Genomic DNA, 23891 nt, shown 5'->3' on the forward strand with positions numbered 1-23891 from the left:
TTCGTATTATAAACTAGAAAAGTCTTATTAACCTACTATTTAATCTGGTTCGACATGTATATGGACATCGTATACGCCATGATCATTGATTAATAGTGACTCCACTCGAGTGGCAATTTCGTGAGCTTCCTCAATAGTTAAGGAGGCATCAACCAGGATGACTGCGTCAAGCACTTCGTTATTTCCGTAAAATCTGCCTTTCATCTCTTTAACGGATATAACTCCGTCGACTTCTTTAATGATCTTTTCATATAGGTTAATTTTGTCCACATCAAAACCATCTGAGAGCTCATGAGAAGCGGATTTGAAAATATCCCAGGCCGTTTTACAAATCAACAGACCGACAATGATGGCGGTCACGGTATCCAGCCAACCCATGTTAAATTGTGAAGCAAAGATGCCTATCGCTGTCCCTATACTGACCCAAGCGTCGGAAATATTATCTTTCGCAGCCGCCATGACCGCCTTGCTATTTATTCGCGTGGCTAGTTTTTTGTTATATCGATAGACGAAGTACATAACGATTGCTGAAAAAACACCTGTAACAGCTGCTCCTAGATGAGGAGGCTCTTTGACGCCTTGGAAGGTAGTCATGATTGCCTCGTTTAATACTTGAATCCCAACCGCCAGCATGATGAAGGATGCAACCATTGAAGCGATCGTTTCACTTTTCCAATGCCCATAGCCATGATCTTGATCTGCTGGCTTTTGTGAAATCCGCAATCCAATCAGAACGGCAACCGATGCAATTATATCCGTCGTGTTATTTAAACCATCCGCTCGTAAAGCAGCAGAATCACTCCAATATCCTACAATGAGTTTAATGATGGAGAGGCATATATAAGCAATGATACTTATGATGGCTCCGCGTTCTCCTAATTTTAAGTTTTTATATTTAAGGTCTTCCAACTCCTTCACCTCCTTTCGATATCATAGATAATTCCCTGAGGAAACATTCTTTCCTGTAAGCAACAAAAAACCCTCGACTGATTACAGTCGAGGGTGAGAAATTGAAAAATATATGAAATCCGGTTGGCGTTATTCGTATCAATAGAATCACTCACTTCGTTAAGGCGTTCTTTAACAATAGCATGTATGAGGTAGGGTGACAATTATAGTTTGCTAATCTAGCTAGTTGATTAAGGAGCTGATCCATTGTCAGTTAGAATTATTAAGCCATTAATAAAGGTGCTTTACCACTTCGTGTTGAAATATGTTTAGGAGTGAAAGGGGGAACATAGGATGCAGAAATTAATAAGTGATAGTTTCGAAGAGACAAGAAATGATTTAATGAAAGAAATAACCTATTTAAGTGGTGATCAATTTAATCGTAAACCTGATTTGAATAGTTGGAGTATTGCGCAAGTATGTCATCATTTAGTGTTAGTAGAATCGGTCACAATTAAGGCGATTGCCTGGGGACTTAAGGAGGAAAATAGTACTCAGAAGGAACGTCAAAAAATTGGTCTCCTATTAGATAGGACGAGAAAGATTAGAGCTCCAAAAATAGTTGAACCCGATAACGATCCATTTAATGTTGAACAAATAATTGATTTGCTGAATCGTTCTAGAGAAAAATTGGTGGCTTTTCTTAGCACGATTGACGATGAATCTATCTTGACAAAAAAATCAGTGAAGCATCCGGCTTTCGGTGAATTGCCTTTGGATCAATGGATTGAAGTCATCTATTTGCATGAAAAGCGTCACATTGAACAAATAAAAGATATTAAAACACAACTGGATGCAAATTAAGAACTTTGTTTATTAATGGACATTCAGTTTAAAACCTCAAAAAAACAGCCCCTAGACATTCGGCTAAATAAGACGATCTTCGGAGAAGGTTGTTGTTCCGACAACCTTCCTGTGGATTTGGCGCTAAAGGATTCATACTGGGCTCCAACCAGCAACTTATACCGTTGTAATCCTTAATAATTAATCTTGTATTACCATTTATACCGAAAGGTCATAGCTTGTCAGTACAAACTATGGGAAGGAGTGAAGTTATGAAATTTCTGCTTACATCTGGAGGCGTCATAAACAAAAGCATACACGATGAACTTGTTGACATGCTGGGCAAGCCGATTGCTGACTCAAACGCTTTGTGCATCCCCACTGCGATGTATGGACATCCATGGGTTGGACCTGGCGTCAAAGCCTGGGAGTTCATCAGTGGGAAAGAAGAAAATCCCATGGTGAACCTCGGTTGGAAATCCATCGGCATCTTGGAGCTCACAGCGCTTCCAAGTATAGACGAAAACCGCTGGGTACCCGTGGTTCAGGAGACAGATGTATTGCTGGTGTCAGGTGGCGACGCCCTCTACCTATGTCACTGGATGCGTCAATCCGGGCTATCAGACCTTATTCCGTCACTGAACTCAGTCTATGTGGGAATGAGTGCCGGGAGCATGGTGATGACCCCTAACATAGGGGAATATTTTGTTGGCTGGACTCCACCAGGCGGTGGTGATGAAACACTGAGCCTCGTTGACTTTTCAATCTTTCCGCACCTGAATCACGAGCTGTTGCCGGGAAACACCCTTGCTGCCGCAGAGAAATGGGCATCCAGTATGCAGGGACCTGCGTACGCGATTGACGATCAAACCGCAATCAAAGTAGTCGAAGGAACTGTAGAAGTTGTATCCGAAGGTCTTTGGAAACTCCTTTCAACTTGATATCTTATAAAACTGAGTTTAACAAACAGGTGCTTTGGTTTAACAAGAGGCTGGCTTAAGGGGAAGATCCAACAAATCTACTCCGTGGGGAATGAAACGGGCATTATAAAGAGGAGTGTGAAGATAGTAGAGGAGAAAATCAGCGGACAAAAGGTAAAAAACCACAAAAAAACAGCCCCTAGGCATCCGGCCTAATAAGACTGTTTCGGAGAAGTATCGTTGTTCCGACAATACTTCCAAGGGTTTGGCACCCAATGATTCCGACTGGGCTCGAACCAGCGACCTCTACCCTGTCAAGGTAGCGCTCTCCCAGCTGAGCTACGGAATCGGTTTTGCTAGGAATGTTCTCTCGAACACATTTATTATATTAGCATGCTCGCTAGGTTGTTGCAAGCGCCTGTTAAAAAATAAATATTTTCAGTCATTGTTGACAGTGATCGAAGGTCTGCCATACAATAAAAGGAGATTGGTTTTGATTGGAACAAAGAGAGGTGCTCTTTTTATGAGTGAAGTAGGATCGAAATAGGATGAACTGAATGAAATAGCTCAACCTGAGTTTCGTGTAGGAGGAAATTATCCTGCCGTTTCTTTGTGTTGCATTATTTCGCCAACCTATGAAGATACCTACATCGCTTTATAAGGGTTCCGGTCTTGTCGTTAGTCTCAGCTAACGGTTTTTCTGCATCTTTATAATTCGAACTTCGAGCAGTCGGGTATCCCGCTGCTTTTTTATTTTGGGGCGGTTCTCTTGCTGTAGTATGATTTCTCCAGCGGATCGTTCCCATTCATCCTCCAATAAAATCAGTTGAATGGGTATCTTCATTTATTACAAAATGAGGAGCATGCCGAATGAATGAAATGACATATGAGAAATTGCAATGGAATGAGTTGAAGGAACGATTAAAAGAATGCTGTTCCAGTGAATTGGGGCAGCAGCTGGTCGAGCGACTTGAGCCGAGCAGCCAGTTGAAGATTGTCGAGGAGAGGCTGCGCGAAACATCGGAAGCCAGAACACTCGTTGATATGGATACCCATCTGCCGATGGCGGGAGTCGCCGCTGTACATCGAACGTTATCTAAACTTGAAAAGGGCATGATGCTGGAGCCGGCTGATTTCACAGGAATTGCTGATTTTTTGCGGGGATGCCGGAAAATTAAACAGTTTATGCAGGAGAAATCGTTTTATGCTCCGACGTTAAGCAGTTATTCACAATCCATGACTGAGCTCCTGCAAGTGGAAAATGAAATCGCATCAATTATCGTGAACAATCAAGTAGCTTCCACTGCCAGTCGTCAGCTGGGCCGAATTCGGAAAGCGATGGAAACGACGAAGGGGAAGATTCAAGAACGGCTTCAGAAGTTTTTGCGGAATCCAGCCAATAAAGAGATGATCCAGGAATTCTTTATTAGCCAAAAAGACGATCATTATACGATACCAATTAAAGCTACCTACAAACATCAAATAGAGGGAGTCATTATCGAGCAATCTTCAAAAGGTTCTACTGTATTTATTGAGCCGGCAGTCGTTGCCAAGTTAACGAATGAGCTGTCGATTCAGCGGGTTGAGGAAGCGGTTGAAGAATATCAGCTTTTGGCTACGCTGACAGGGCTTGTAGCAGAACATTTACAAGCGATTAAAGTAAATATTGAATTGATTGGACAATACGATTTCGCCTTTGCGAAAGGGAAGCTCAGTAAGCAGATGGAAGGAATCGCGCCACGTGTCAATGAACATGGCTACAGCAAGTTAGTCGACTGTAAACATCCTTTGCTCGGCAGCCACGCCGTTCCTTTAAATTTTGAAATTGGTGATTCATATCGAGGCTTGATTATTACCGGACCGAATGCAGGCGGAAAAACGGTCGTCTTAAAAACGTTTGGACTGTTAACACTGGCCACGATGGCCGGCCTCCATATTAGTGGTACGACCGAGACAGAGATTTCCCTGTTTCATCAGATCTTTGTTGATATTGGGGATAATCAAAGCATGGAGAATGCCCTCAGCACATTCTCGTCCCATATGAAAAATATTTCGGATATCATGCGTGTGGCTGACCATCGAACATTGCTGCTTTTCGACGAAATTGGAAGTGGCACTGAACCGAACGAAGGAGCAGCTCTTGCCATTGCATCGCTGGAAGAATTTTATCAAATGGGATGCATTGTAGTCGCCACGACGCATTACGGAGAGATCAAACGGTTCTCGGAGCAACATGATGACTTTATGAATGCAGCAATGCAATTTAAAAATGAAACATTGGAACCGACGTATCAGCTCTTAATCGGAATGTCGGGAGAAAGCAATGCTTTGTGGATTGCGAGGAAAATGGAGCTGCATGATAAGGTGATCACGAAGGCAAAACGATATATGAATGAAAAAGAATATGATTTTGCGAAAGTGCGAAGTGAAAAGATCCGAAAACCACGACTCCTGAAACAAGAAAGCGAATTGGTATACGAGTATGCCATTGGTGACAAAGTAAAGCTATTGGAGTCTGGAGAAAGCGGGATCATTTATCAAGAGCGGAATCAATTTAACAATGTCGTGGTCTTTAATGAGGGAGAGTTTATGGAAGTGAATGTAAAGCGCGTTGCTTTGGAAATTCCAGCAACGGAATTGTACCCACCGTCTTACGATTTGCAAACGCTGTTTACTTCCTATGAGGAACGCAAAATGGAGCATGATTTGGCGAGAGGTTCGAAAAAGGCGTTGAAGAAGCTGCAAAAGGAATCGCGTGACCGTTAACTCCATTAAGAAGCAGCCTAGGCAATAAAAATCGTCAGAGATCGCAACGTTTCCATTTGCCTGACTGGCAAGGAATCGTGGCATTTCTGACGATTTACATCTTTGTTTTCGTATGCTTAGGAATTTCAATGTGTCATATTTTCGTGTTCGGTTATAACGTTGCCGTCGTTAAAGTAGAGGAAGGTTTCTCCTTCAAGGTCTGCGATGCGCTCCTTGTTGAGTCCCAATGAAAGATTTCCTTCAAAAATCGTTTCCCACCAAGTTTCTGTTGTCGTCATGTCCTTTTCCTCCATTTCGTGTTGAATCGTTTTCGTTTATGTGGTTATTCTTTACCCTGAAAAACTTCTCACCCAAACACAAAGGACGCAAAAAGAATCATTAGGCCTATCCCGAGAAGGTGTCGGCTCACATGCTATTCTTCAAAAGGGGACGCCGGTTCACAATAGGACGTGCTTGTCATTCGTAAACGTTTTAATCTGTGGTGATCTTTTTTCTTAATACAAGTATATGTTTCGAGTCATTTCGCCAAACTGCGTAATTGGTCGGAAATTAGCGGAACTAAAATTCAGTCCTTTTGCTATATTGACATTCTGTCTCGGTTTATTATTTTTTGCATGAAATTGAGTTTCCGGCTATGATGGCGATAACGAGTAAGAGGAGGGAACTCATTGGAAGCCATACATGTCGAACAGATTATCGAGAAGCAACGAAATTTTTACTATTCCGGTGCGACCAGGCCAGCATCGTTTCGAAAAGAGATGCTTGACCGACTGCGTGGTGCTATCATGCGATATGAAAGTGATATCCTCGACGCCTTATGGAAAGACTTGCATAAAGGTCCTTTTGAAGGGTATATGACGGAAATTGGTTTTATTTTGGACAGCATTTCGTATATGATGAAAAACCTGGATGACTGGATGGAGCCGGAACCTGTTAAAACACCGCTCCATTTGCAACCTGCTCAAAGTAGTGTCATTCGTGAGCCGTATGGTTCCGTATTAATTATTGGTCCATTTAATTATCCGTTCCAGCTTGTAATGGAACCTTTGATTGGTGCAATAGCAGGAGGCAACTGCATAGTTGTAAAGCCTTCTGAAAATGCCCCGCATACAGGGGGAGTTGTCCAAAAAATCCTTGCGGAAACCTTTCCATCAGAATATATATATGTAGTGGAAGGCGGTGTGCGTGAAACATCAGCCCTGCTTCACGGTCCTTTTGATTACCTGTTTTTCACTGGAAGCGCCCGGGTCGGCAAGATTGTGATGAAGGCGGCTGCAGAGCGGCTAACACCATTTGCACTGGAGCTTGGTGGGAAGAGTCCGGCCATCGTCGATCAGACTGCCAAGCTGGATAAAGCGGCGGAGCGCATCGTTTGGGGGAAATTCCTGAACAATGGACAAACTTGTGTCGCACCTGACTACGTTGTGGTTCATGAATCCGTACACGATGCCTTTGTGATGGAGCTGAAAAAGGCTATTTTCCGGTTTTATGGAAAGGATGCCTCTCAAAGTCCGGATTACGGCAGAATCATTCATGAGAATCACTTTGACCGGCTTGAAAATTTTTTGCAAGGCCATCGTTCAAATGTTGTGTTCGGAGGACATGTGGATCGGGAAGAGCTATATATGGAACCGACGCTGCTGGCTGGCGTCACTTGGGAAGACCCGATTATGGAAGAGGAAATTTTCGGGCCGATTCTTCCCATCTTGCCATATGAACATCTAGGTTCCTTAATTCATAGGATTCGTCAGTTGCCGAAACCGTTGGCAGCCTATATGTTCACTGAAAATAAGAAAGCGGCGGATTATTTTGCAGAACAATTGCCGTTTGGTGGCGGGTGTGTCAATGACACGATCAGCCATGTTGCTAATCTGCACTTGCCATTTGGTGGGGTCGGTCCATCCGGCATGAATGCTTATCACGGAAAAGCTAGCTTTGACACATTCACGCATGCAAAATCCTTGATGCATAAAAGCACTGCCATTTCTGTCCGGTTTGGTTTCCCGCCTTACGGCAATAAATTATCCCTGCTAAAGCGGCTTTTAAAGTAAAAGAAAAAGAAAAAGCCGAGAAATAGTAATAGAATAAAAGCTTTCTAGTTTATAAGACAGTAGAGCATTACGGGTATTTGTCGTGGCGACAACTCCGAGACGGCGGTTCGTTAACCGAAAAGAGTTGGCCGCAAAAAGAACTTGTTAGACGTAAAAAAGAGAGTATGGAGAACCTGACCGTTTCCATACTCTCTTTAATTTCTCTCTATTTTAGAGTTTATTAGCAAGCCAGCGGGTTCATTTTGACGATTGGAAAAGTCAAGGATACGAGGGTACCCGCCCCTGGATCGCTAGTAACTTCGATTCTGCCTTTATGATCATATATAATCTTTTTTGTGATGACCATGCCGAGTCCGGAGCTATCCTCTTTCGTAGAATAAAAAGGCTCAAAGAGTTGTTCGAGTGCTTCGTTATTCATGCCTGATCCGTTGTCGTAGATTTCAATGCTTAGCTGATCAGCTATGATTTGGTTCTTAATTTGCAGAACTCCTCGATCAGAAAGTGCTTCTACGGCATTTCGCAAAATATTGATAAAAACTTGTTTAATACTTTCTTCATTGCCAAAAATATAAGCTGGATGTTCCGCTAGATGAATGGAACATTTAATCTTCCTCATTTGGAATTCATTTTCAAAGAGATTGATGACTTCCAGTAGTGCATGTTCAATATCAAATTCGCTTGTCTTTTTTATATTTGGCTTGGAGAAGATGAGAAACTCACTTGAAATCAAATTAATCCTTTTTATTTCTTCGCCCATGATTTCTGTAAAATGACGGTAGGGATTCGCTGGATCATCATTCATCATTTGGATGAAGCCGGAAACAGAGGTCATTGGATTCCTCATTTCATGGGCAACGCTTGCAGCCATTTCCCCAATGGCCTTTAATTTGATGGCATCCATCTTAAGCTTTTCGGCTTGCAGCTTATCCGTAATATCTCTTGCGATGACGGAAAATGCAATGATTTCTTGCTGATTATTGTAGATCGGAGCGATTGTCATTTCCGCATCGAACAATGTCTGGTCTTTCCGCATTTCCTTTGTCCTCAAATGAAAACTTTCCCCTTGCTTGACGCGTTCAGTCCGATAAACAACGCCGCGCAATTCACTGTCGGGATAAAGCTGAATCTTTTTTCCTTGGCACTCGCCTTTTTTCCAGCCATACATCGTTTCGAACGCAGGGTTTACCGTAATGATGCGTAAATCTAAACTGAATACGGCAATGGCGTCTTGGGCATGTTCGAAAAATAAATGCAAATATCCATCTTTCGAGGTTAACTGTTCTTCTTTCCGTCTGTTTTCGACAAATAATCTCTTCCACTCAGGCCCCACCCTGAAGACGAAAAGGACAGTCAGAACGAGTACCATCAGTAGTAAGAATACATAATGGGCGACGAGACGAGAGTGATCGATAGTTGAATATAAATCATGAAACAGGAAATATAGAATCCCCAGCTGGGATGATGTAAGTGAAACTAAAAAGATAGTCGTTCGCTTGTGATTATATACGAACGCAAAAATGATTGGGAAAAGCAAGTAAAGTAAAAAGGGAATATCGGGATATAGGAAATTGAGAAGGAATACATATAGGTTTGCGCCAAACAGAATCAGAGAGCGAATACAAGTTGCGTATCTTCTATCGTTAAGTCTGCAAAGAATCAGCAATAGAGCCGTGTAAAGAAAACCTGCGAGCACGAACACCCAGTATAGTTTATAATCTGCAAATGGCAGAACGAAGAGTTGAACGATGACGACAGAAGCGAAAAAAAGTATAATGAAATTATTGTGGGATTGGATCAGCTTATCAGTTTCCACTTTCAGCACCCCTCGAAATAATATTACCGATAATCATACATGATTTTCGATCAATTGGGAGTATGTTTTTTAAAAAAATGACAAAAGGTGATCCGTATGAATTTTGATGAAAAAAGTGTTGTAGCGTTATTGAAACGGTTAGTAGAAACCCCAAGTCCGTCTGGCTATACAAACGAAGTGATGAAGCTCATCGCTTCTGAATTCGAAAAAATGGAAGTTCCCTTCAAGAAAACGAACAAAGGGGCAGTTATTGCGACATTGGAAGGTAAAGATACGTCTCGCCATCGTCTGTTGACGGCTCATACCGACACATTAGGTGCTATGGTGAAAGAAATTAAATCGAATGGCCGTTTGAAACTGACAATGATCGGCGGCTTCAGATGGAATGCAGTCGAAGGGGAATACTGCAAAATACATACTTCTTGTGGGCGAGTCATTTCCGGAACGATATTAATGCACCAGACGACGGTCCATGTGTACGAAGATGCTGGCACTGCTAAACGGAGTGCGGATAATATCGAAGTCCGGATTGATGAGAAAGTGAAGACGGCAGATGAGACCCGCTCTCTCGGGATTGAAGTCGGGGATTTTGTATCGTTTGATCCGCGTTTTGAAGTGACGAACAGTGGCTTTGTCAAATCTCGCCATTTAGATGATAAGGCGAGTACCGCATTGCTGTTGGAGCTCGTTCGAAGCTTGAAAGAACAGGGGACTGATCTGCCTCACACAACCCATTTTTACATTTCGAACAATGAAGAGATCGGCTATGGAGGCAACTCAAATATTCCGCCTGAGACAGTGGAATATATCGCTGTTGATATGGGAGCTATCGGTGACGGGCAGACGTCCGATGAATACACGGTTTCCATTTGTGCAAAAGATTCCACGGGCCCGTATCATTATGAGCTGACCCGGCAACTGACTTCTTTATGTAAAGAGGGAAGCATTCCATTCAAACTGGATATCTATCCTTTCTATGGATCAGATGCTTCAGCTGCTATCCGGGCTGGTTTCGACGTAAGACATGCTCTGTTCGGCCCAGGCATTGAATCATCGCATGCAATGGAACGCACGCATATCGACTCATTGAAAGCGACATCGCAGCTGTTGCACGCTTATGTAAATGCAGCCATGATAGACTGAATGGAGGAAATAACATGAACACCGAACACTTATTATCAATTGTGCCGATTGGACGAATAGAAGGGCAGCTTCCACAGGCAGTGACAGATCTTGCGGTCAACTCGCGGGCTGTCAGTGCTGGAGGAGTGTTTGTCTGTATAAAAGGATTCACGGTCAATGGACATAACTACGCTCAGCAGGCCGTCGAACAAGGGGCGCGTGTTGTAATTGCCTCCGAACCTGTACATGTGGATACGGATAAAGTGGCTGTCGTGTACGTGGAGGATACCGCGCGGGCAATTGCGTTGCTTGCCCCTCGATTTTACGGTTTCCCTTCCAAACGGATGACGATGATCGGTGTAACTGGCACGAACGGAAAAACAAGCGTCAGCAATCTGATCCATTCCATTTTGCGGGAAGCTGGTGTGAAAACAGCTGTCACGGGAACGATCGGCTTTAATTTAGATGGCGTGCACTATGAAACAGATAATACGACAACAGATGTCCTCACGACGCAGCAGATGATCTCTCAAGCTGCTGAAGAAGGATGCGAAGTGATGACAATGGAAGTTTCCTCTCACGGATTAGTGGAAGGGCGTCTGGCGGGGACGGAATTTGATATCGCGATTTTTACAAATTTAACCCACGATCATCTGGATTTCCATGGTTCGATGGAAAACTACGGAAATGCGAAAGGACTTTTATTCGCACAGCTTGGGCAAGACTTAGAGAAGTTCAAATATGCGATACTCAATGCGGATGATCCGTGGAGCGAACGGATGAGTATGATGACACCTTATCCCGTCTTGACCTATGGTGTGCAGAATGAGGCGATGTTCAAAGCGTCAAATATTCAAATGGAATCGGGCGGAACATCGTTTACACTAACATGTCCCGAAGGCATCTATGAAGTCAGCACGAAATTGATCGGCGAATTCAATGTCTATAATGCACTCGCTGCAATTGCGGCTTTGTATGCAAAAGGAATGAAAACGGAAGAAATCCTCGTACATCTTTCTGCCGTTTCCCCTGCGAAAGGGCGGATGCAAAAAGTCGAAACCGATTTGCCAATCACGATGTTTGTCGACTATGCACATTCGCCGGATGCCATTGAGAAAGCGATCCAATCTGTTTTGCCTTATAAAAAAGAGGGTTCTAAGCTGATCTTCCTTATCGGCACAGGCGGCAATCGAGACCGGAAAAAACGGCCGGTTATGGCAGAGAAGGCATCTGTAGCTGACTATGTCATTCTGACGACGGACGATCCTCGGTATGAGCCGAATGAATCGATTTTATCTGAATTGGAAGCCGGCATGACACATAGCCAATATGCATGTATCGGTGACCGTGCCGAAGCGGTGCGACACGCCATCGCCGTCGCAAATGCAGGTGATATGATCATCTTTGCCGGCAAAGGGCACGAGGACTTCCAGATCATAGGTAATGAAAAATACCCGCACTCCGACGCGGAAATCGCGCTGGAGGAAGCGAAAAAAAAGTTCGGCGACCGGATATTGAGCGAATAACCAATGGAGTGGGCTGTCCGCGATAGGGCAGTCCCTTTTCTTTTTCGCATATTCTAACGTAAAGCATTACAATCAGGATTTCAAAGGGTCAGAAATGGCGCAGTAATAAGAAAAAATGGTTGAAAAGAGACATCAATCGCTCTATGCTTAAAAAAGCTCATATATAAGGAGATAACAAAATGCAAAAACCGATAAAGGATGAGATTGCATCTCGCCGGACGTTCGCTATTATTTCCCACCCAGATGCGGGGAAAACAACAATGACTGAGAAGTTGTTGTACTTTGGCGGCGCCATTCGTGATGCCGGTACGGTAAAAGGAAAGAAAACAGGAAAATACGCCACTTCTGACTGGATGGAAATTGAGAAGCAGCGTGGTATTTCTGTTACGTCATCCGTCTTGCAGTTCGATTATGACGGAAAACGGGTGAATATTTTAGATACACCTGGACACGAAGATTTCAGTGAAGACACCTATCGTACGCTGATGGCTGTCGATGCTGCTGTCATGATGGTGGACTCAGGGAAGGGAATAGAGCCGCAAACCATCAAATTGTTCAAAGTTTGCCGGATGCGGGGCATTCCGATTTTTACATTCATGAACAAAATGGATCGTCAAGGGAAAGAGCCCCTCGAATTGATGGAGGAACTTGAAGAGGTACTCGGAATTGAATCGTATGCGATGAACTGGCCTATTGGCATGGGGAAAGAATTTCTTGGAGTCTATGACCGGCACAATCAAAGGGTGGAGCTTGCACGCCCGCAGAATGATCAAAAGTTCCTTCCGCTTGGCGAGGACGGAGGGCTTGCGGTCGAACATCCTATGATGGAAACGTCCTATTATAAACAAGCATTGGAAGATGTACTGCTGTTGAATGAAGCTGGCAATGAATTTGATGAAGAACGGGTGGCGAAAGGTGATTTGACGCCCGTATTCTTTGGCAGTGCGCTTACTAATTTTGGCGTGCAGACATTTTTAGAAACATTTTTGCAGTTCGCCCCGGCACCTCAGCCTCGGCAAACGCAGGATGAAGAGAAAGTGGATCCGTACGCGGATGAATTTTCTGGGTTTATTTTCAAAATCCAGGCGAATATGAATCCAGCACACCGAGATCGAATTGCATTTGTGAGGATTGTCTCAGGAGCATTTGAACGGGGAATGTCGGTTACCGTGCCGCGGATTTCCAAGTCATTCAAGCTGTCGCAGACAACTCAATTTCTTGCGGATGACCGGGAGACGGTGAACGAAGCGGTCGCTGGCGATATTATCGGATTATATGATACTGGAAATTACCAAATCGGGGATACAGTCGTTGGCGGAAAGAAAATGTTCCAATACGAAGCATTGCCGCAGTTCACTCCGGAGCTTTTTGTCCGAGTTACGGCGAAAAACGTGATGAAATCGAAGCATTTCCATAAGGGGATCTTGCAGTTGGTTCAAGAAGGGGCCATCCAATATTATAAAACGCTTCATACGGAAGAGGTCTTGTTAGGGGCTGTCGGCCAGCTGCAATTTGAGGTTTTTGAGCACCGGATGAAAAATGAATACAACGTGGAAGTGCAAATGGAACATATCGGTTCGAAAGTCGCCCGATGGATTGAAAACGAATCGGATGTAAAAGAAACGATGGCGGGACAACGTGCAATGCTTGTAAAAGATCGTCATGACAATCTGGTCTTCTTGTTCGAAAATGATTTTGCAATGCGTTGGTTCAACGATAAATATCCGGATATCCGGTTATACAGTTTGTTGTAAAATAAATCATTGATGGTCCGGCAACGATGTGTCCGGACCATTTTTATTTGTGACAAATCGGTAAATATTTTAAAAACGGAAGCCTGCGAATTGAAGTTGCAGAAAGCTTTCAATATGATTGAGATAATGCTGTAGAGATGTGAAGGAGACGTGTAAATGAAAATTAGTGAATTCTCCATTAAACGGCCGGTTTTTACGATGGTGACGATGTTTCTCGTCATCATATTAGGGGCCGTATCTTTCTTTAAAATCCCTGTCACCCTGATACCAGAATTGAACCCGCCGGTTGCTGTTGTGGTGACGAGTTATCCAGGTGCCTCTTCCACGGAAGTGAGTGAGAAATTGACCAAGCCGTTAGAAGATAGTTTATCGACTACGCCTGGCTTAAAGTCAATGCAGTCCTCATCGCAGGAAGGTGCTAACTTTATTCTGCTCATGTTTGATTGGTCGACAGTCATCGACGATGTTCAATTGGATGTCATGCAGCGGGTCGATCAGGTTCCGGTGCCGGAAGGGGCAAACGCGCCTCGCTTTATGAAATTCGATCCAGCCCAATTTCCAGTGATCCAGCTGTCCCTTCGCGCTTCCGGTGACAATGTAGATATCCGAAAAATTGCAGAGCAGTTGGAAACCGAGTTGCGCAGGACAAAAGGGGTCGCGAGTGTTACAGTCTCCGGGGAGCTAGTGGAGGAAGTCCAAGTTATCTTGGATGAAAAGAAGCTGGAAGAGAACGGTCTTGTTCAATCCGATATTGTCCAAGCGATTCAGGCTGGCAACGTATCCATGCCGGGAGAACCGATTGAGACTCCAGACGGGAAGCAGCTGACAACGAGAATTTTAAGTACGCTGACCACGATTTCTGATATTCGCAATGTGGCAGTAGGGGCCAATCCTTTGACGGGTGAAAAGCTGACGATTGCTGACGTAGCAGAAGATGTTGCATTGATGGAGGCAAAATCGACTTCTGAAACACGGGCGAATGATGAGTCGGCCGTACTCATGTCGGTATTGCAAGAATCCGGAGCCAACACTGCGACAGTGTCCACTGCTTTCAAAGAAGCATTAGATAAGCAGTTGGAGAAAGAGGAATTCAAAGGAGTAACCGCAGATATTTTATTTGACCAAGGAGATTATGTAAAACTCGCGATTGGCAACATCGGGCAGTCCCTTCTGCTCGGCGGACTATTTGCCATGATTGTGCTTTTCTTGTTTCTCCGGGGAATTAAAAGCCCGATTATCATCGGAATTGCGATACCTTATTCTGTCATTGTTACATTTGTTCTTATGTTCTTTGCTCATTTTTCGTTGAACATTATGACGCTCGGGGCTCTTGCCCTCGGTATCGGGATGCTTGTGGATAACGCGATTGTCGTTATTGAGAATATCGAAAGGCATCTTGGCATGGGCAAATCACCCCGAGACGCCGCCAAGGAAGGGGCCAAGGAAATTGCTGGCGCTATCACTGCTTCTACGCTCACAACGCTAGCCGTCTTTGTTCCCGTCATTTTCATCAGCGGTTTGATTGGACAGATTTTCACGGAATTTGCATTGACTATTTCATTCAGCCTCTTTGCTTCCCTTGTCGTTGCGCTTACTGTCGTACCGATGATGGCAAGCAGGATGCTGAAGAAACCGCAAAAGAATCTGGAGGCACGGAGAAGGCGTTCGAAGTCGTGGAATACATTTGAACGATCCGTAAAATGGTCACTGAAACATCGTATTATTGTGTTGGCGTTAACCTTGCTATTATTAGTGGCGAGCGGATTTGGGTTATTTAAAGTGGGAACTGAATTTTTGCCGCCGACCGACGAAGGTTTTTTCAGCATTTCTGTTGATTTGCCGAACGGCTCTTCATTATCCGCTACGAACGAAGTGGTCAAGAAGATTGAGAATGAGCTGAAAGACAAAAATGAAGTTGAAGTCTATGTCAGCTTAGTGGGTGGAACCCAGCAAAGCATGGCGCAAGAAAGTTCAGAGTCCAACACAGCGGAAATGTATGTCAAGCTTGTTCCTCTAGCTGATAGAGAGCGCTCTGTCTTTGAATTTGTGGACGAGGTTCAGCCGAAAGTGATGAAGGCGGTTGGAGATCAGGCGAAAGTCGGCTTTAATATGCAGACTGCAGCTGGCTCTTCCCCTAACACGCTGACGTTCTCCTTGAAGGACATCAATGAGAAGCGGTTGGATGAAGCGGTCAGAAAGATTGATGAAGAACTGGAGCAAATGGAATCTGTCATGGAAGTGTCCAATACACTGCAGGACACGATTGAAGAAATTCATATTGATGTGGATCCAGCCAAAGCGGCCGACGCCGGCTTGGCGCCATATCAAATCGCCCAGACTGTCAACTCCATTACACGCGGTTCATTTGCAACGCAAATCGTAGATAAGCGTGGCGAAGTCGTTTCGGTCATGGTGTCGTATGACGAAAAATATAGGGACAGCATTGACAAATTGAAGAAGCTGAAGCTTCGTACACCGGCAGGAACGTTCATCGATCTTGGCTCGGTAGCTACGATCTCTGTGCAGGAAGGTCCTGTTGCCATTCAACGGGTGGATCAAGCCCATTCGGTTACGTATACAATAAAATATGCCTCGAATGAATCATTAGGGGATATGACGAAAAAAGTAAATGATGTAATGGATCGAATTGATTTGCCGGAGGAAACGGAAATGTCCTATGGCGGCGACCGTGAACTTTTTGAAAGTGCCATCAATGATATGCTGTTGGCTGTGCTGCTTGCAGTAGTTCTAGTTTATATTGTAATGGCTGCTCAATTTGAATCATTTAAATATCCATTTGTCATCATGTTTTCTGTCCCATTAATGATAATTGGTGTATCGCTTGGACTGCTGGCAACGAATACGCCGATTAGTGTAACGGCAGTCATAGGTATTCTTGTTCTTGTCGGAATCGTTGTAAACAACGGGATTGTTCTGGTGGATTACATCAATCAGCGGAAACAGGCAGGTTTGTCCTCCTATGATGCAATTATTGCATCGGTAAGAGACCGGGTTCGTCCAATTCTTATGACGGCATTGACAACTATACTTGGTTTATTGCCACTTGCACTCGGCCTTGGTGAAGGAACAGAAATGAATCAGCCGATGGGCATTGCGGTCATCGGAGGCCTGATTAGCTCAACTTTCTTAACGCTCTATATTGTTCCGATCATCTATAGTTTGATCGATCGGGAAACGAGAAGACGGGCAGTCGGTAAAAAACGGCAGGCACGAGACTGATAAACAAAAAAATCATGCGAAAACAGGGGCTGTCCAGAAAGTCAGTGAAAACTGAGTTTCTGTGACAGCCCTTTTCTCATAAAAAGAATATGGAGATCTTTTCTCCGCCGTTCCTTTCCGTTCCAGGCGGACGCGTTCCGGAGGGCGTGCGGTGAACCACTCCTCGCTGCGCTCGCTGGGTGTTTCACCTGTCCCGCTGATCCTCCCGGAGTCGCCGCCTTCCACTCCAATCCACTCAGTACGCTGTATAAAAACAACAAAAAAATCGTCCTTTTTAAATAAAGTCACGACAACCCTCTACGAAAGGAAAACCTGCCGTCCATGTGGCTCGCCGCGATGCAGCAGCCGGACTTCCGGACGATCAATGATTTCCGGGGTAACCGGATGAGCGGGATGATGGATGAGTAGCTTGAGACCATGATTCTGCGGTTGATCGAAGAAGAACACATTACCATGGAAGAATACTTCCTCGACGGCACGAAGATCGAGGCCAATGCCAATAAATACTGCTTGGAGGAACGGGCAGAGGAACTGACGAGCGAAATCGAACAGACACAAGACGTCTCCAAGCGAAAATCCTTACGGACGAGTCGCAGTGTGTTACGGAAACCACCTGCCAAATTGATCCGTGAAGACTTCTTGCCGCGCCTGGCAAAATACGCGCACTATCAGGAAACGTTCGGAGACCGCAATAGCTTTTTGAAAACCGACCCGGATGCCAAGTTCATGCGGATGAAAGAGGACTATATGAAGAACGGCCAGTTGAAACCCGTATACAATGTGCAGATGGCGACCCAGAACCAGTTCATTCTCTAATTGCCGGATGGAATGAATTAGGCATAATACTTGTACTCTCACATATAGTACTAGAGGAAAGGCAAATGAATAGCAACTCCGCAAGTCAAAGGCTTCAAAAGAAAAAAAGGTGATGGACCATGATATTTGAACTCGAATATGATATACTACTATTAAATGGCCCGACAACTTAATATTCTTTTGACAGATGTCAAAGGGGAGTAGCTATAGGGAAACCTATTTCATAGTCGTCAGTACATGGCTCCAGCCATCGGTTATGATAGCAGGATATTTACTTCAAATTTCTGACTTAGCGAGACCTTTGCCTTTATTAGGTGAGGGTTTTTTTTAATTGGAAAAATGAGGAGGAACTTTTTTGGAAGCAATTTTGTTGGAGTATGCATGGGTACTTGTCGTACTAATTGTGTTGGAGGGGTTATTGGCGGCAGATAATGCTGTGGTCATGGCTGTTATGGTCAAGCACTTGCCGAAGGTGCAGCAGCGGAAAGCCTTATTTTATGGGTTGCTTGGTGCATTTGTGTTCCGTTTCACCGCGTTGTTCATGATTACTTTTTTAGTGAACATCTGGCAAATCCAAGCACTGGGAGCCATTTATTTATTGTTCATTTCCATTAAAAATATTTTGGATAAGCGAAAAGAGAATGCAGGACATGCAGTGGATAAACCGAGAAAGCAATCGGGTTTCTGGATGACGGTATTGAAAGTCGAATTGGCTGATATTGCCTTCGCGCTGGATTCCATGCTTGCAGCTGTCGCTTTAGCCGTCACATTGCCGGAGCTTGGAGATTTTCATATCGGGGGCATTAATGGCGGACAGTTTGTCGTCATGTTGCTTGGCGGTATTGTCGGTTTGATTTTAATTCGTTTTGCGGCGAGACAATTTGTTGTGCTTCTTGAGAAGTATCCTTCATTGGAAACAGCTGCATTCCTTATCGTTGGTTGGGTAGGGGTGAAGTTGGTAGTCCTTACATTGGCACACCATAAACTTCAAATTATTGATGAAGCCTTTCCACATTCACCTTTGTGGAAAACGACGTTCTGGATCGTACTCGCGACAATTGCTATTGGAGGCTATCTGACAGCTGTAACAAAAAAACGCAAAAAAGCATAGGAATATGAATATCCGGTGACTCTTTAATTAGGGTCGCCGGATTTATTTTTTCATGTTTCCTTTATTTTTCGATTGAAATTCACTAAAATGGGAAGATGGATCTCTTCAAGTGGTGGAAAGGAACTCGATGACAATGAAATTTACCCGTGAAAGTTTATACAGGTTCACTCCGGCACAAGTCATAGTCTTTTATTACTTTTTAGCAATTGCTTTTTCTTATATCTTGCTGAATTTACCTGGAGTCTATAAACCAGGCGTCCATGTCTCGTTCATTGACAGCTTATTTACGGCGGTCAGTGCGGTCAGTGTGACCGGCTTGTCTCCCATTAATATTGGGGCAACCTACTCAGTGTTCGGATTATGCATGCTAATGATCGTATTGCAAATTGGCGGAATCGGCATAATGTCGATCGGTACATTTTTCTGGCTGATGGTCAAGAAGAGGATCGGCTTGCGGGAACGGCAATTGATCATGGTGGATCATAACCAATACTCCCTTGCAGGTGTTGTTCAATTGATCAGACAGATTGTCGTTATTATCTTTTTAATTGAACTGATTGGCGGAATCATCTTGTCATTATACTTGTTAAAGTATTATGACACCGCTTCTGCAGCGTTTTTAAATGGAATGTTCATGTCGGTATCAGCTACGACGAATGCTGGTTTTGATATTACCCAGGCGTCATTGCTTCCTTATTACAATGACTATTTCCTCCAGACCGTCGTCATGATTCTAATTATTGCAGGGGCTATCGGGTTTCCTGTTCTAATTGAGGTAAAGAGTTTCTTTTCACGAAAGGTGCCGCATTTCCGGTTCTCTTTGTTTACGAAAATTACGACCGTTACATTCGGTTTGCTGCTCATTTGGGGTGCAGTGATGATCTTTATATTGGAATCATTCCACTCATTCAAAGGAATGGCATGGCATGAAAGGATTTTTACCGCGTTATTCCATTCGGTATCATCCCGATCGGCGGGGCTCACGACGTATGATATTACACAATTCAGTGAAGCAACTGATATCTTTATCAGCTCGCTCATGTTTATCGGCGCCTCACCGAGCTCGGTAGGGGGAGGAATCAGGACGACGACGTTTGCGATCGCCATTCTGTTCCTCATCAATTTTGCACGCGGCAATGATGTCATCCATATCTTCAAGCGGCAAATTAAACTGATCGATGTCTTTCGTTCATATGCGGTCATTCTATTAGCTTCGATGATGGTCATGACGGCTTTATTGATCTTGCTGTTAACAGAGCCTGGCGTGCCGGTTGTCGCGTTGCTGTTTGAAATATCGTCCGCATTCGGAACTTGCGGAATGTCACTCGGCATTACATCCGATCTATCGATTATCGGTAAGGTGATTATTATGATCTTAATGTTTATCGGGCGAGTCGGACTCATTTCCTTCCTCTATACATTAGGCGGAAAAACAAATAAGACCACGTATCATTACCCGAAGGAACGAGTCATTATTGGATAATAGATGTTGCAATAAAAAAGGAGCTGTCCGGTTACTTAGCAAAGCTGAGTAACTGAGGCAGCTCTTTCTGTTTTCTGTTTAAATGAAAAAAGTGGAGAAGAAACGAATCGTCTCTACTCCACATGATAGGTTTAAGCGTAGGAAAGTGCTTCGTCTTCCAAGTATAGGAATGACGGTTCTTTGTCAGAATGGAACACTGTAATGAGATATCCTTCACGGACTTCATAATGTCCAGCGTTTATTTTGTTCGGGTCAATAAAGGTTTTAGTAATGAAAGTTTGCTTCCGGATGCTACGGGAATTCCATGTTTCATTTCCATTCATCTCTCCAAGCAATGGAAGGTCATTTAGCAACCGTTCTTCGAGTACCAAGAGAACCTTTTTGGAAACGGCATCTTCCCACCAGATCTTGCGAGGCTGGAACTTGTGGTGCGCCAAATAATCCATTTTCATCAAACTGGCCACAATTTGCATGTCGGCCTTTCCGTCCGAACGAAGGAAAGCATCCAGTCGGATGAATAAATCCTGTAGTTGATGCCCAATTCGGGACCAGCCTTTCTCCTCCCAGAATGTACCGAACTGTTGGAAGAAATCAAATGGTGTCTCAAAGACTTGAGAAACGAGATATTCGACAGTCCGGGGAAGCCGTTGATCGTTCCAATATTTCTCCAATACATCCTCCGTTTGTTTGATTCGGATGATCTCCTCAAAGGTCAGCACATTGTTGGATAGAATTTCATACGGCGCAGTGTCTACATAGGTATATCCATACTGTTCCGCCTGGATCCGAAGACCGGTCCCTCTGAGAAGCTTTAGAAACCCTAATTGAAGTTCTTCAGGCCGCAGGGCGAAGACATCATTAAATGTCTTTCTAAAGGAATCGTAATTTTCTTCAGGCAAACCTGCAATCAAATCCAAATGCTGTGCAATTTTTCCTCCGTTTTTCACCATACGGACTGTCCGGGTTAATTTTTCAAAGTTTTGGCGTCGTTTTACGAGTTCATTTGTCGCATCGTTTGTCGATTGGACACCGATCTCAAATCTAAAGAGACCGACAGGGGCATTCTCATTTAAAAACTCAATGACTTCAGGTCGCATGATATCTCCTGTAATTTCAAATTGAAAGACAGTCCCTGGACGATGTTCATCAATTAGAAACTGGAACATTTCCATAGCGTAGCTTCTGCTGATATTGAATGTCCTGTCGACAAATTTTATCGTCCGCGCGCCATGATCCATCAAAAATCGAATATCTTCCTTGACCGCTTCCCGATTGAAGTACCGAACACCGACTTCAATGGAAGAAAGGCAAAATTGACACGAAAAAGGGCAGCCACGGCTTGTTTCGATGTAGGTAACTCGGTTTGGCAAATTGGGCAAATCTTCTTCGAACCGGAAAGGGGTCGGAATTTCACGCAAATCCAACTTAGGTCCCGGTGTATTGACCTTTAATTTTCCGTTTTCCATATAGGCAATTCCTTGTACTTGCTCCAGCGGAATTTTTCCGGCCTGCCAATCGCATATTTGTTTAAATGTGCGTTCTCCTTCACCAATTGCAATTAAATCAATTTCAGGGACTCGTTCCAGCCACTTGTCATAATCATAAGTAACTTCTGGGCCACCTGCTACAATAAGGATGGAAGGATCGATGGTTTTGAGAATCCGGATGACTTTAATCGATTCTTCAATGTTCCAAATATATAAGCTAAATCCAACGATATTTGGCTTTTTTTGATAAATATCTGATACAATGTTCATTGTAGGATCCTTAATGGTATACTCTGTTAGAATTGGTGTATATTCCGGCTCGGCATACGCTTTTAAATACCTGATAGCCAAGTTGGTATGGATATATTTTGCATTCAAAGTTGTTAGTACAATACTCATAGTTTTCTCCTTTAATTTTCAATGAAAATAATCAATATGCATATTTAGAACTATTTTAATAAACAAAATAATATGGAATAATCTGAAATAAGGCTATTACTGTGTATCATGAATAACTTATCGCAATTTTTCATACGGTTTGTAGAGGGCATACGGGAGGTATCAACTTGGAAAACGAAAATAATAACTTAGAAAATCTTTATTTTATATTGAATGATCGCTGTCGACCGGGCATCATCCTTGAGATGGATGGATCAATCTTTGAAATGAATGAACCATTCAGGGTTTACTTCGAATGTGAACAATTTCGTTCCATAGAGGACTTCATTGATACGACCTCCATCCAGGATTGGCATTCATTTTCGGAACAATTGCTTGACTCCGGCCAAATGCAAATGGCTAGGATGCCGATGAATGTGTCAAGAATGAATGATGTGTTAAGTGTGGAAGCGCACTTATTCTATTTGCATGCCGTAAATAAAATAGGTGTCATCTTCGATTTGCCAAGAAAACAGACCAGTATGTCCATTAAATCATACTACAATGCCTTTCGTTTTGCCCATAGCTTTATGATGCTGGTTGATGAGAAAGGAAAGATTTGTGACGTAAACGAGCGCAGTCATGAATTTTTCAATCTTGATAGAGAAATTTTTAATGGCCGCCAAATTACCGAACTGGAGAAACTGTTTCCCGATTTGACAGCTAAAACGATTACAGAACAAATGTCCGTTGCCAAATCTACTGGCCTGGCTGAACTGAACAAAAAGTTCGAGCGGGAATCAGGCGACACAAGATATTATCATATTACAATTTCGTATGAAAAAGATACAAATATGTTCATCATTCAAATTATGGATTGTACAGAGAGGGAAGAGCTAGAAGAAAAGCTGGCGCATTCTGGAACATTATCCGCGGTCGGCCAATTAGCGGCTAGCATTGCCCATGAAATCCGCAATCCCATGACAACCTTAAAAGGCTTTACTCAGCTACTCAGCGCTACTGCAACTGAAGAATCGTTGCGGTATATTTCTGTCATTGAAGATGAAATTAAAAGAATGGAATCAATACTGAGTGAAATGTTGGTGCTGTCAAAGCCTGTCAACCGTAAAAAAACTACTTTTTCACTGGATCATCTCATACAGGATATGGTTTCAGTCCTCGAGCCGAAAGCGCTTCTTGAAAATATCCACATTGTTCAAAATCGGAATCTGTGTTCCACTCCATTTGTCTATGGTGATATTGATAAGCTGAAGCAAGTCATCTTGAATCTTTGCAAGAATGCATTTGAAGCGATGACAGCCGGTGGAACATTGACTATTTCAAGTGATGAGGAAGATGGTCAATTGATTCTCTCGATTGGAGATACAGGGAAAGGCATGTCACTACAGCAAGTCAACCAAGTATTCATGCCATTCTTCAGCTCGAAAGCAGGAGGAACTGGCTTAGGGTTGCCATTTGTCCTTAAAACAGTGGAAGAACACGGAGGGACTATCTCGGTCGAGAGTGAAGTTGGCAGCGGAACTAAGTTCTTATTGAAATTTCCTCGTGCAGCAAATGCTGCAATTGAGTTGGAAAGTATTAAGCAAACTGTCGTATCATAGGAACTTTGACAGTCGCCCGAAACAGCCAGTATAATAGTGTTATCTAGGTTGATATAGAGGGTGGATTTGGA

At 43.5% G+C, this 23891-nt stretch carries 17 protein-coding genes and 1 tRNA gene; 12 read left to right on the top strand and 6 right to left on the bottom strand.

What is annotated here, in order from left to right:
- Nucleotides 1-39: 39 nt before the first annotated feature.
- Entirely contained in the window at nt 40-909 is an 870-nt protein-coding gene (locus ACSW3C_RS15945) for a cation diffusion facilitator family transporter (RefSeq protein WP_486563786.1), read from the bottom strand.
- Nucleotides 910-1242: 333 nt separating this feature from the next.
- Between ACSW3C_RS15945 and ACSW3C_RS15950 the strand changes: the two genes are divergently transcribed.
- Entirely contained in the window at nt 1243-1752 is a 510-nt protein-coding gene (locus tag ACSW3C_RS15950; RefSeq protein ID WP_486563788.1) for a DinB family protein, read from the top strand.
- A 251-nt stretch (nt 1753-2003) separates the two neighbouring features.
- Nucleotides 2004-2672, top strand: a complete 669-nt coding sequence (locus ACSW3C_RS15955) for a Type 1 glutamine amidotransferase-like domain-containing protein (RefSeq protein ID WP_486563789.1) — start codon at nt 2004-2006, stop codon at nt 2670-2672.
- Nucleotides 2673-2927: 255 nt separating this feature from the next.
- On the opposite strand, the gene ACSW3C_RS15960 is transcribed toward ACSW3C_RS15955, so the two are convergent.
- Nucleotides 2928-3000: transfer RNA gene (locus ACSW3C_RS15960), tRNA-Val, on the bottom strand.
- A 521-nt stretch (nt 3001-3521) separates the two neighbouring features.
- On the opposite strand from ACSW3C_RS15960, the gene ACSW3C_RS15965 reads away from it, so the two are divergent.
- Nucleotides 3522-5417: an endonuclease MutS2 gene (locus tag ACSW3C_RS15965; protein WP_486563790.1), complete on the top strand. Its 1896-nt coding sequence runs from the start codon at nt 3522-3524 to the stop codon at nt 5415-5417.
- 125 nt (nt 5418-5542) lie between these two features.
- Here ACSW3C_RS15965 and ACSW3C_RS15970 read toward each other — a convergent pair whose 3' ends face one another.
- Complete coding sequence (locus tag ACSW3C_RS15970) at nt 5543-5695, bottom strand: hypothetical protein (protein ID WP_486563792.1); 153 nt, start codon at nt 5693-5695, stop codon at nt 5543-5545.
- 390 nt (nt 5696-6085) lie between these two features.
- On the opposite strand from ACSW3C_RS15970, the gene ACSW3C_RS15975 reads away from it, so the two are divergent.
- A complete protein-coding gene (locus ACSW3C_RS15975; protein ID WP_486563793.1) occupies nt 6086-7468 on the top strand; it encodes an aldehyde dehydrogenase in 1383 nt (460 codons plus the stop codon).
- A 220-nt stretch (nt 7469-7688) separates the two neighbouring features.
- On the opposite strand, the gene ACSW3C_RS15980 is transcribed toward ACSW3C_RS15975, so the two are convergent.
- Complete coding sequence (locus ACSW3C_RS15980; RefSeq protein ID WP_486563794.1) at nt 7689-9281, bottom strand: ATP-binding protein; 1593 nt, start codon at nt 9279-9281, stop codon at nt 7689-7691.
- 90 nt (nt 9282-9371) lie between these two features.
- Here ACSW3C_RS15980 and ACSW3C_RS15985 point away from each other — a divergent pair, with 90 nt between their 5' ends.
- The 4 genes from ACSW3C_RS15985 to ACSW3C_RS16000 all read left to right on the top strand — a co-directional run bounded on the left by ACSW3C_RS15985 (nt 9372) and on the right by ACSW3C_RS16000 (nt 16923).
- Nucleotides 9372-10424, top strand: coding sequence for a M42 family metallopeptidase (locus ACSW3C_RS15985; protein WP_486563872.1), 1053 nt, complete (start codon nt 9372-9374; stop codon nt 10422-10424).
- Between the two features lie 14 nt (nt 10425-10438).
- On the top strand, nt 10439-11929 hold the full coding sequence (locus ACSW3C_RS15990; protein ID WP_486563796.1) for a UDP-N-acetylmuramoyl-L-alanyl-D-glutamate--2,6-diaminopimelate ligase: 1491 nt from the start codon (nt 10439-10441) through the stop codon (nt 11927-11929).
- Between the two features lie 179 nt (nt 11930-12108).
- Entirely contained in the window at nt 12109-13683 is a 1575-nt protein-coding gene (locus ACSW3C_RS15995; protein ID WP_486563797.1) for a peptide chain release factor 3, read from the top strand.
- Nucleotides 13684-13839: 156 nt separating this feature from the next.
- Nucleotides 13840-16923, top strand: a complete 3084-nt coding sequence (locus ACSW3C_RS16000) for an efflux RND transporter permease subunit (protein ID WP_486563799.1) — start codon at nt 13840-13842, stop codon at nt 16921-16923.
- A gap of 12 nt (nt 16924-16935) precedes the next feature.
- Here ACSW3C_RS16000 and ACSW3C_RS16005 read toward each other — a convergent pair whose 3' ends face one another.
- Entirely contained in the window at nt 16936-17211 is a 276-nt protein-coding gene (locus ACSW3C_RS16005) for a hypothetical protein (protein WP_486563801.1), read from the bottom strand.
- Nucleotides 17212-17340: 129 nt separating this feature from the next.
- Between ACSW3C_RS16005 and ACSW3C_RS16010 the strand changes: the two genes are divergently transcribed.
- The 3 genes from ACSW3C_RS16010 (at nt 17341) to ACSW3C_RS16020 (ending at nt 20333) form a co-directional block, all read left to right on the top strand.
- Nucleotides 17341-17739, top strand: a complete 399-nt coding sequence (locus ACSW3C_RS16010) for a hypothetical protein (protein WP_486563878.1) — start codon at nt 17341-17343, stop codon at nt 17737-17739.
- 355 nt (nt 17740-18094) lie between these two features.
- Nucleotides 18095-18850 (top strand): TerC family protein, encoded by a 756-nt coding sequence (locus ACSW3C_RS16015; RefSeq protein ID WP_486563803.1) that lies wholly within the window; start codon nt 18095-18097, stop codon nt 18848-18850.
- 133 nt (nt 18851-18983) lie between these two features.
- Entirely contained in the window at nt 18984-20333 is a 1350-nt protein-coding gene (locus ACSW3C_RS16020) for a TrkH family potassium uptake protein (RefSeq protein WP_486563874.1), read from the top strand.
- A 131-nt stretch (nt 20334-20464) separates the two neighbouring features.
- Here ACSW3C_RS16020 and ACSW3C_RS16025 read toward each other — a convergent pair whose 3' ends face one another.
- Nucleotides 20465-22219 (bottom strand): B12-binding domain-containing radical SAM protein, encoded by a 1755-nt coding sequence (locus tag ACSW3C_RS16025; RefSeq protein WP_486563804.1) that lies wholly within the window; start codon nt 22217-22219, stop codon nt 20465-20467.
- 167 nt (nt 22220-22386) lie between these two features.
- Here ACSW3C_RS16025 and ACSW3C_RS16030 point away from each other — a divergent pair, with 167 nt between their 5' ends.
- Nucleotides 22387-23820 carry an ATP-binding protein gene (locus tag ACSW3C_RS16030; protein ID WP_486563806.1) on the top strand — a complete coding sequence of 478 codons (1434 nt, stop codon included), beginning with the start codon at nt 22387-22389 and terminating at the stop codon, nt 23818-23820.
- Nucleotides 23821-23891: the final 71 nt, after the last annotated feature.

The organism is Sporosarcina sp. AD_1, assembly GCF_057373025.1.

Bases quoted from the DNA above. Each gene is read 5' to 3' on its own strand.
- ACSW3C_RS15950 (WP_486563788.1), top strand. From the start codon at position 1,243: ATGCAGAAATTAATAAGTGATAGTTTCGAAGAGACAAGAAATGATTTA.
- ACSW3C_RS15955 (WP_486563789.1), top strand. From the start codon at position 2,004: ATGAAATTTCTGCTTACATCTGGAGGCGTCATAAACAAAAGCATACAC.
- ACSW3C_RS15965 (WP_486563790.1), top strand. From the start codon at position 3,522: ATGAATGAAATGACATATGAGAAATTGCAATGGAATGAGTTGAAGGAA.
- ACSW3C_RS15970 (WP_486563792.1), bottom strand. From the start codon at position 5,695: ATGACGACAACAGAAACTTGGTGGGAAACGATTTTTGAAGGAAATCTT.
- ACSW3C_RS15990 (WP_486563796.1), top strand. From the start codon at position 10,439: ATGAACACCGAACACTTATTATCAATTGTGCCGATTGGACGAATAGAA.
- ACSW3C_RS15995 (WP_486563797.1), top strand. From the start codon at position 12,109: ATGCAAAAACCGATAAAGGATGAGATTGCATCTCGCCGGACGTTCGCT.
- ACSW3C_RS16000 (WP_486563799.1), top strand. From the start codon at position 13,840: ATGAAAATTAGTGAATTCTCCATTAAACGGCCGGTTTTTACGATGGTG.
- ACSW3C_RS16010 (WP_486563878.1), top strand. From the start codon at position 17,341: ATGATTCTGCGGTTGATCGAAGAAGAACACATTACCATGGAAGAATAC.
- ACSW3C_RS16020 (WP_486563874.1), top strand. From the start codon at position 18,984: ATGAAATTTACCCGTGAAAGTTTATACAGGTTCACTCCGGCACAAGTC.
- ACSW3C_RS16025 (WP_486563804.1), bottom strand. From the start codon at position 22,219: ATGAGTATTGTACTAACAACTTTGAATGCAAAATATATCCATACCAAC.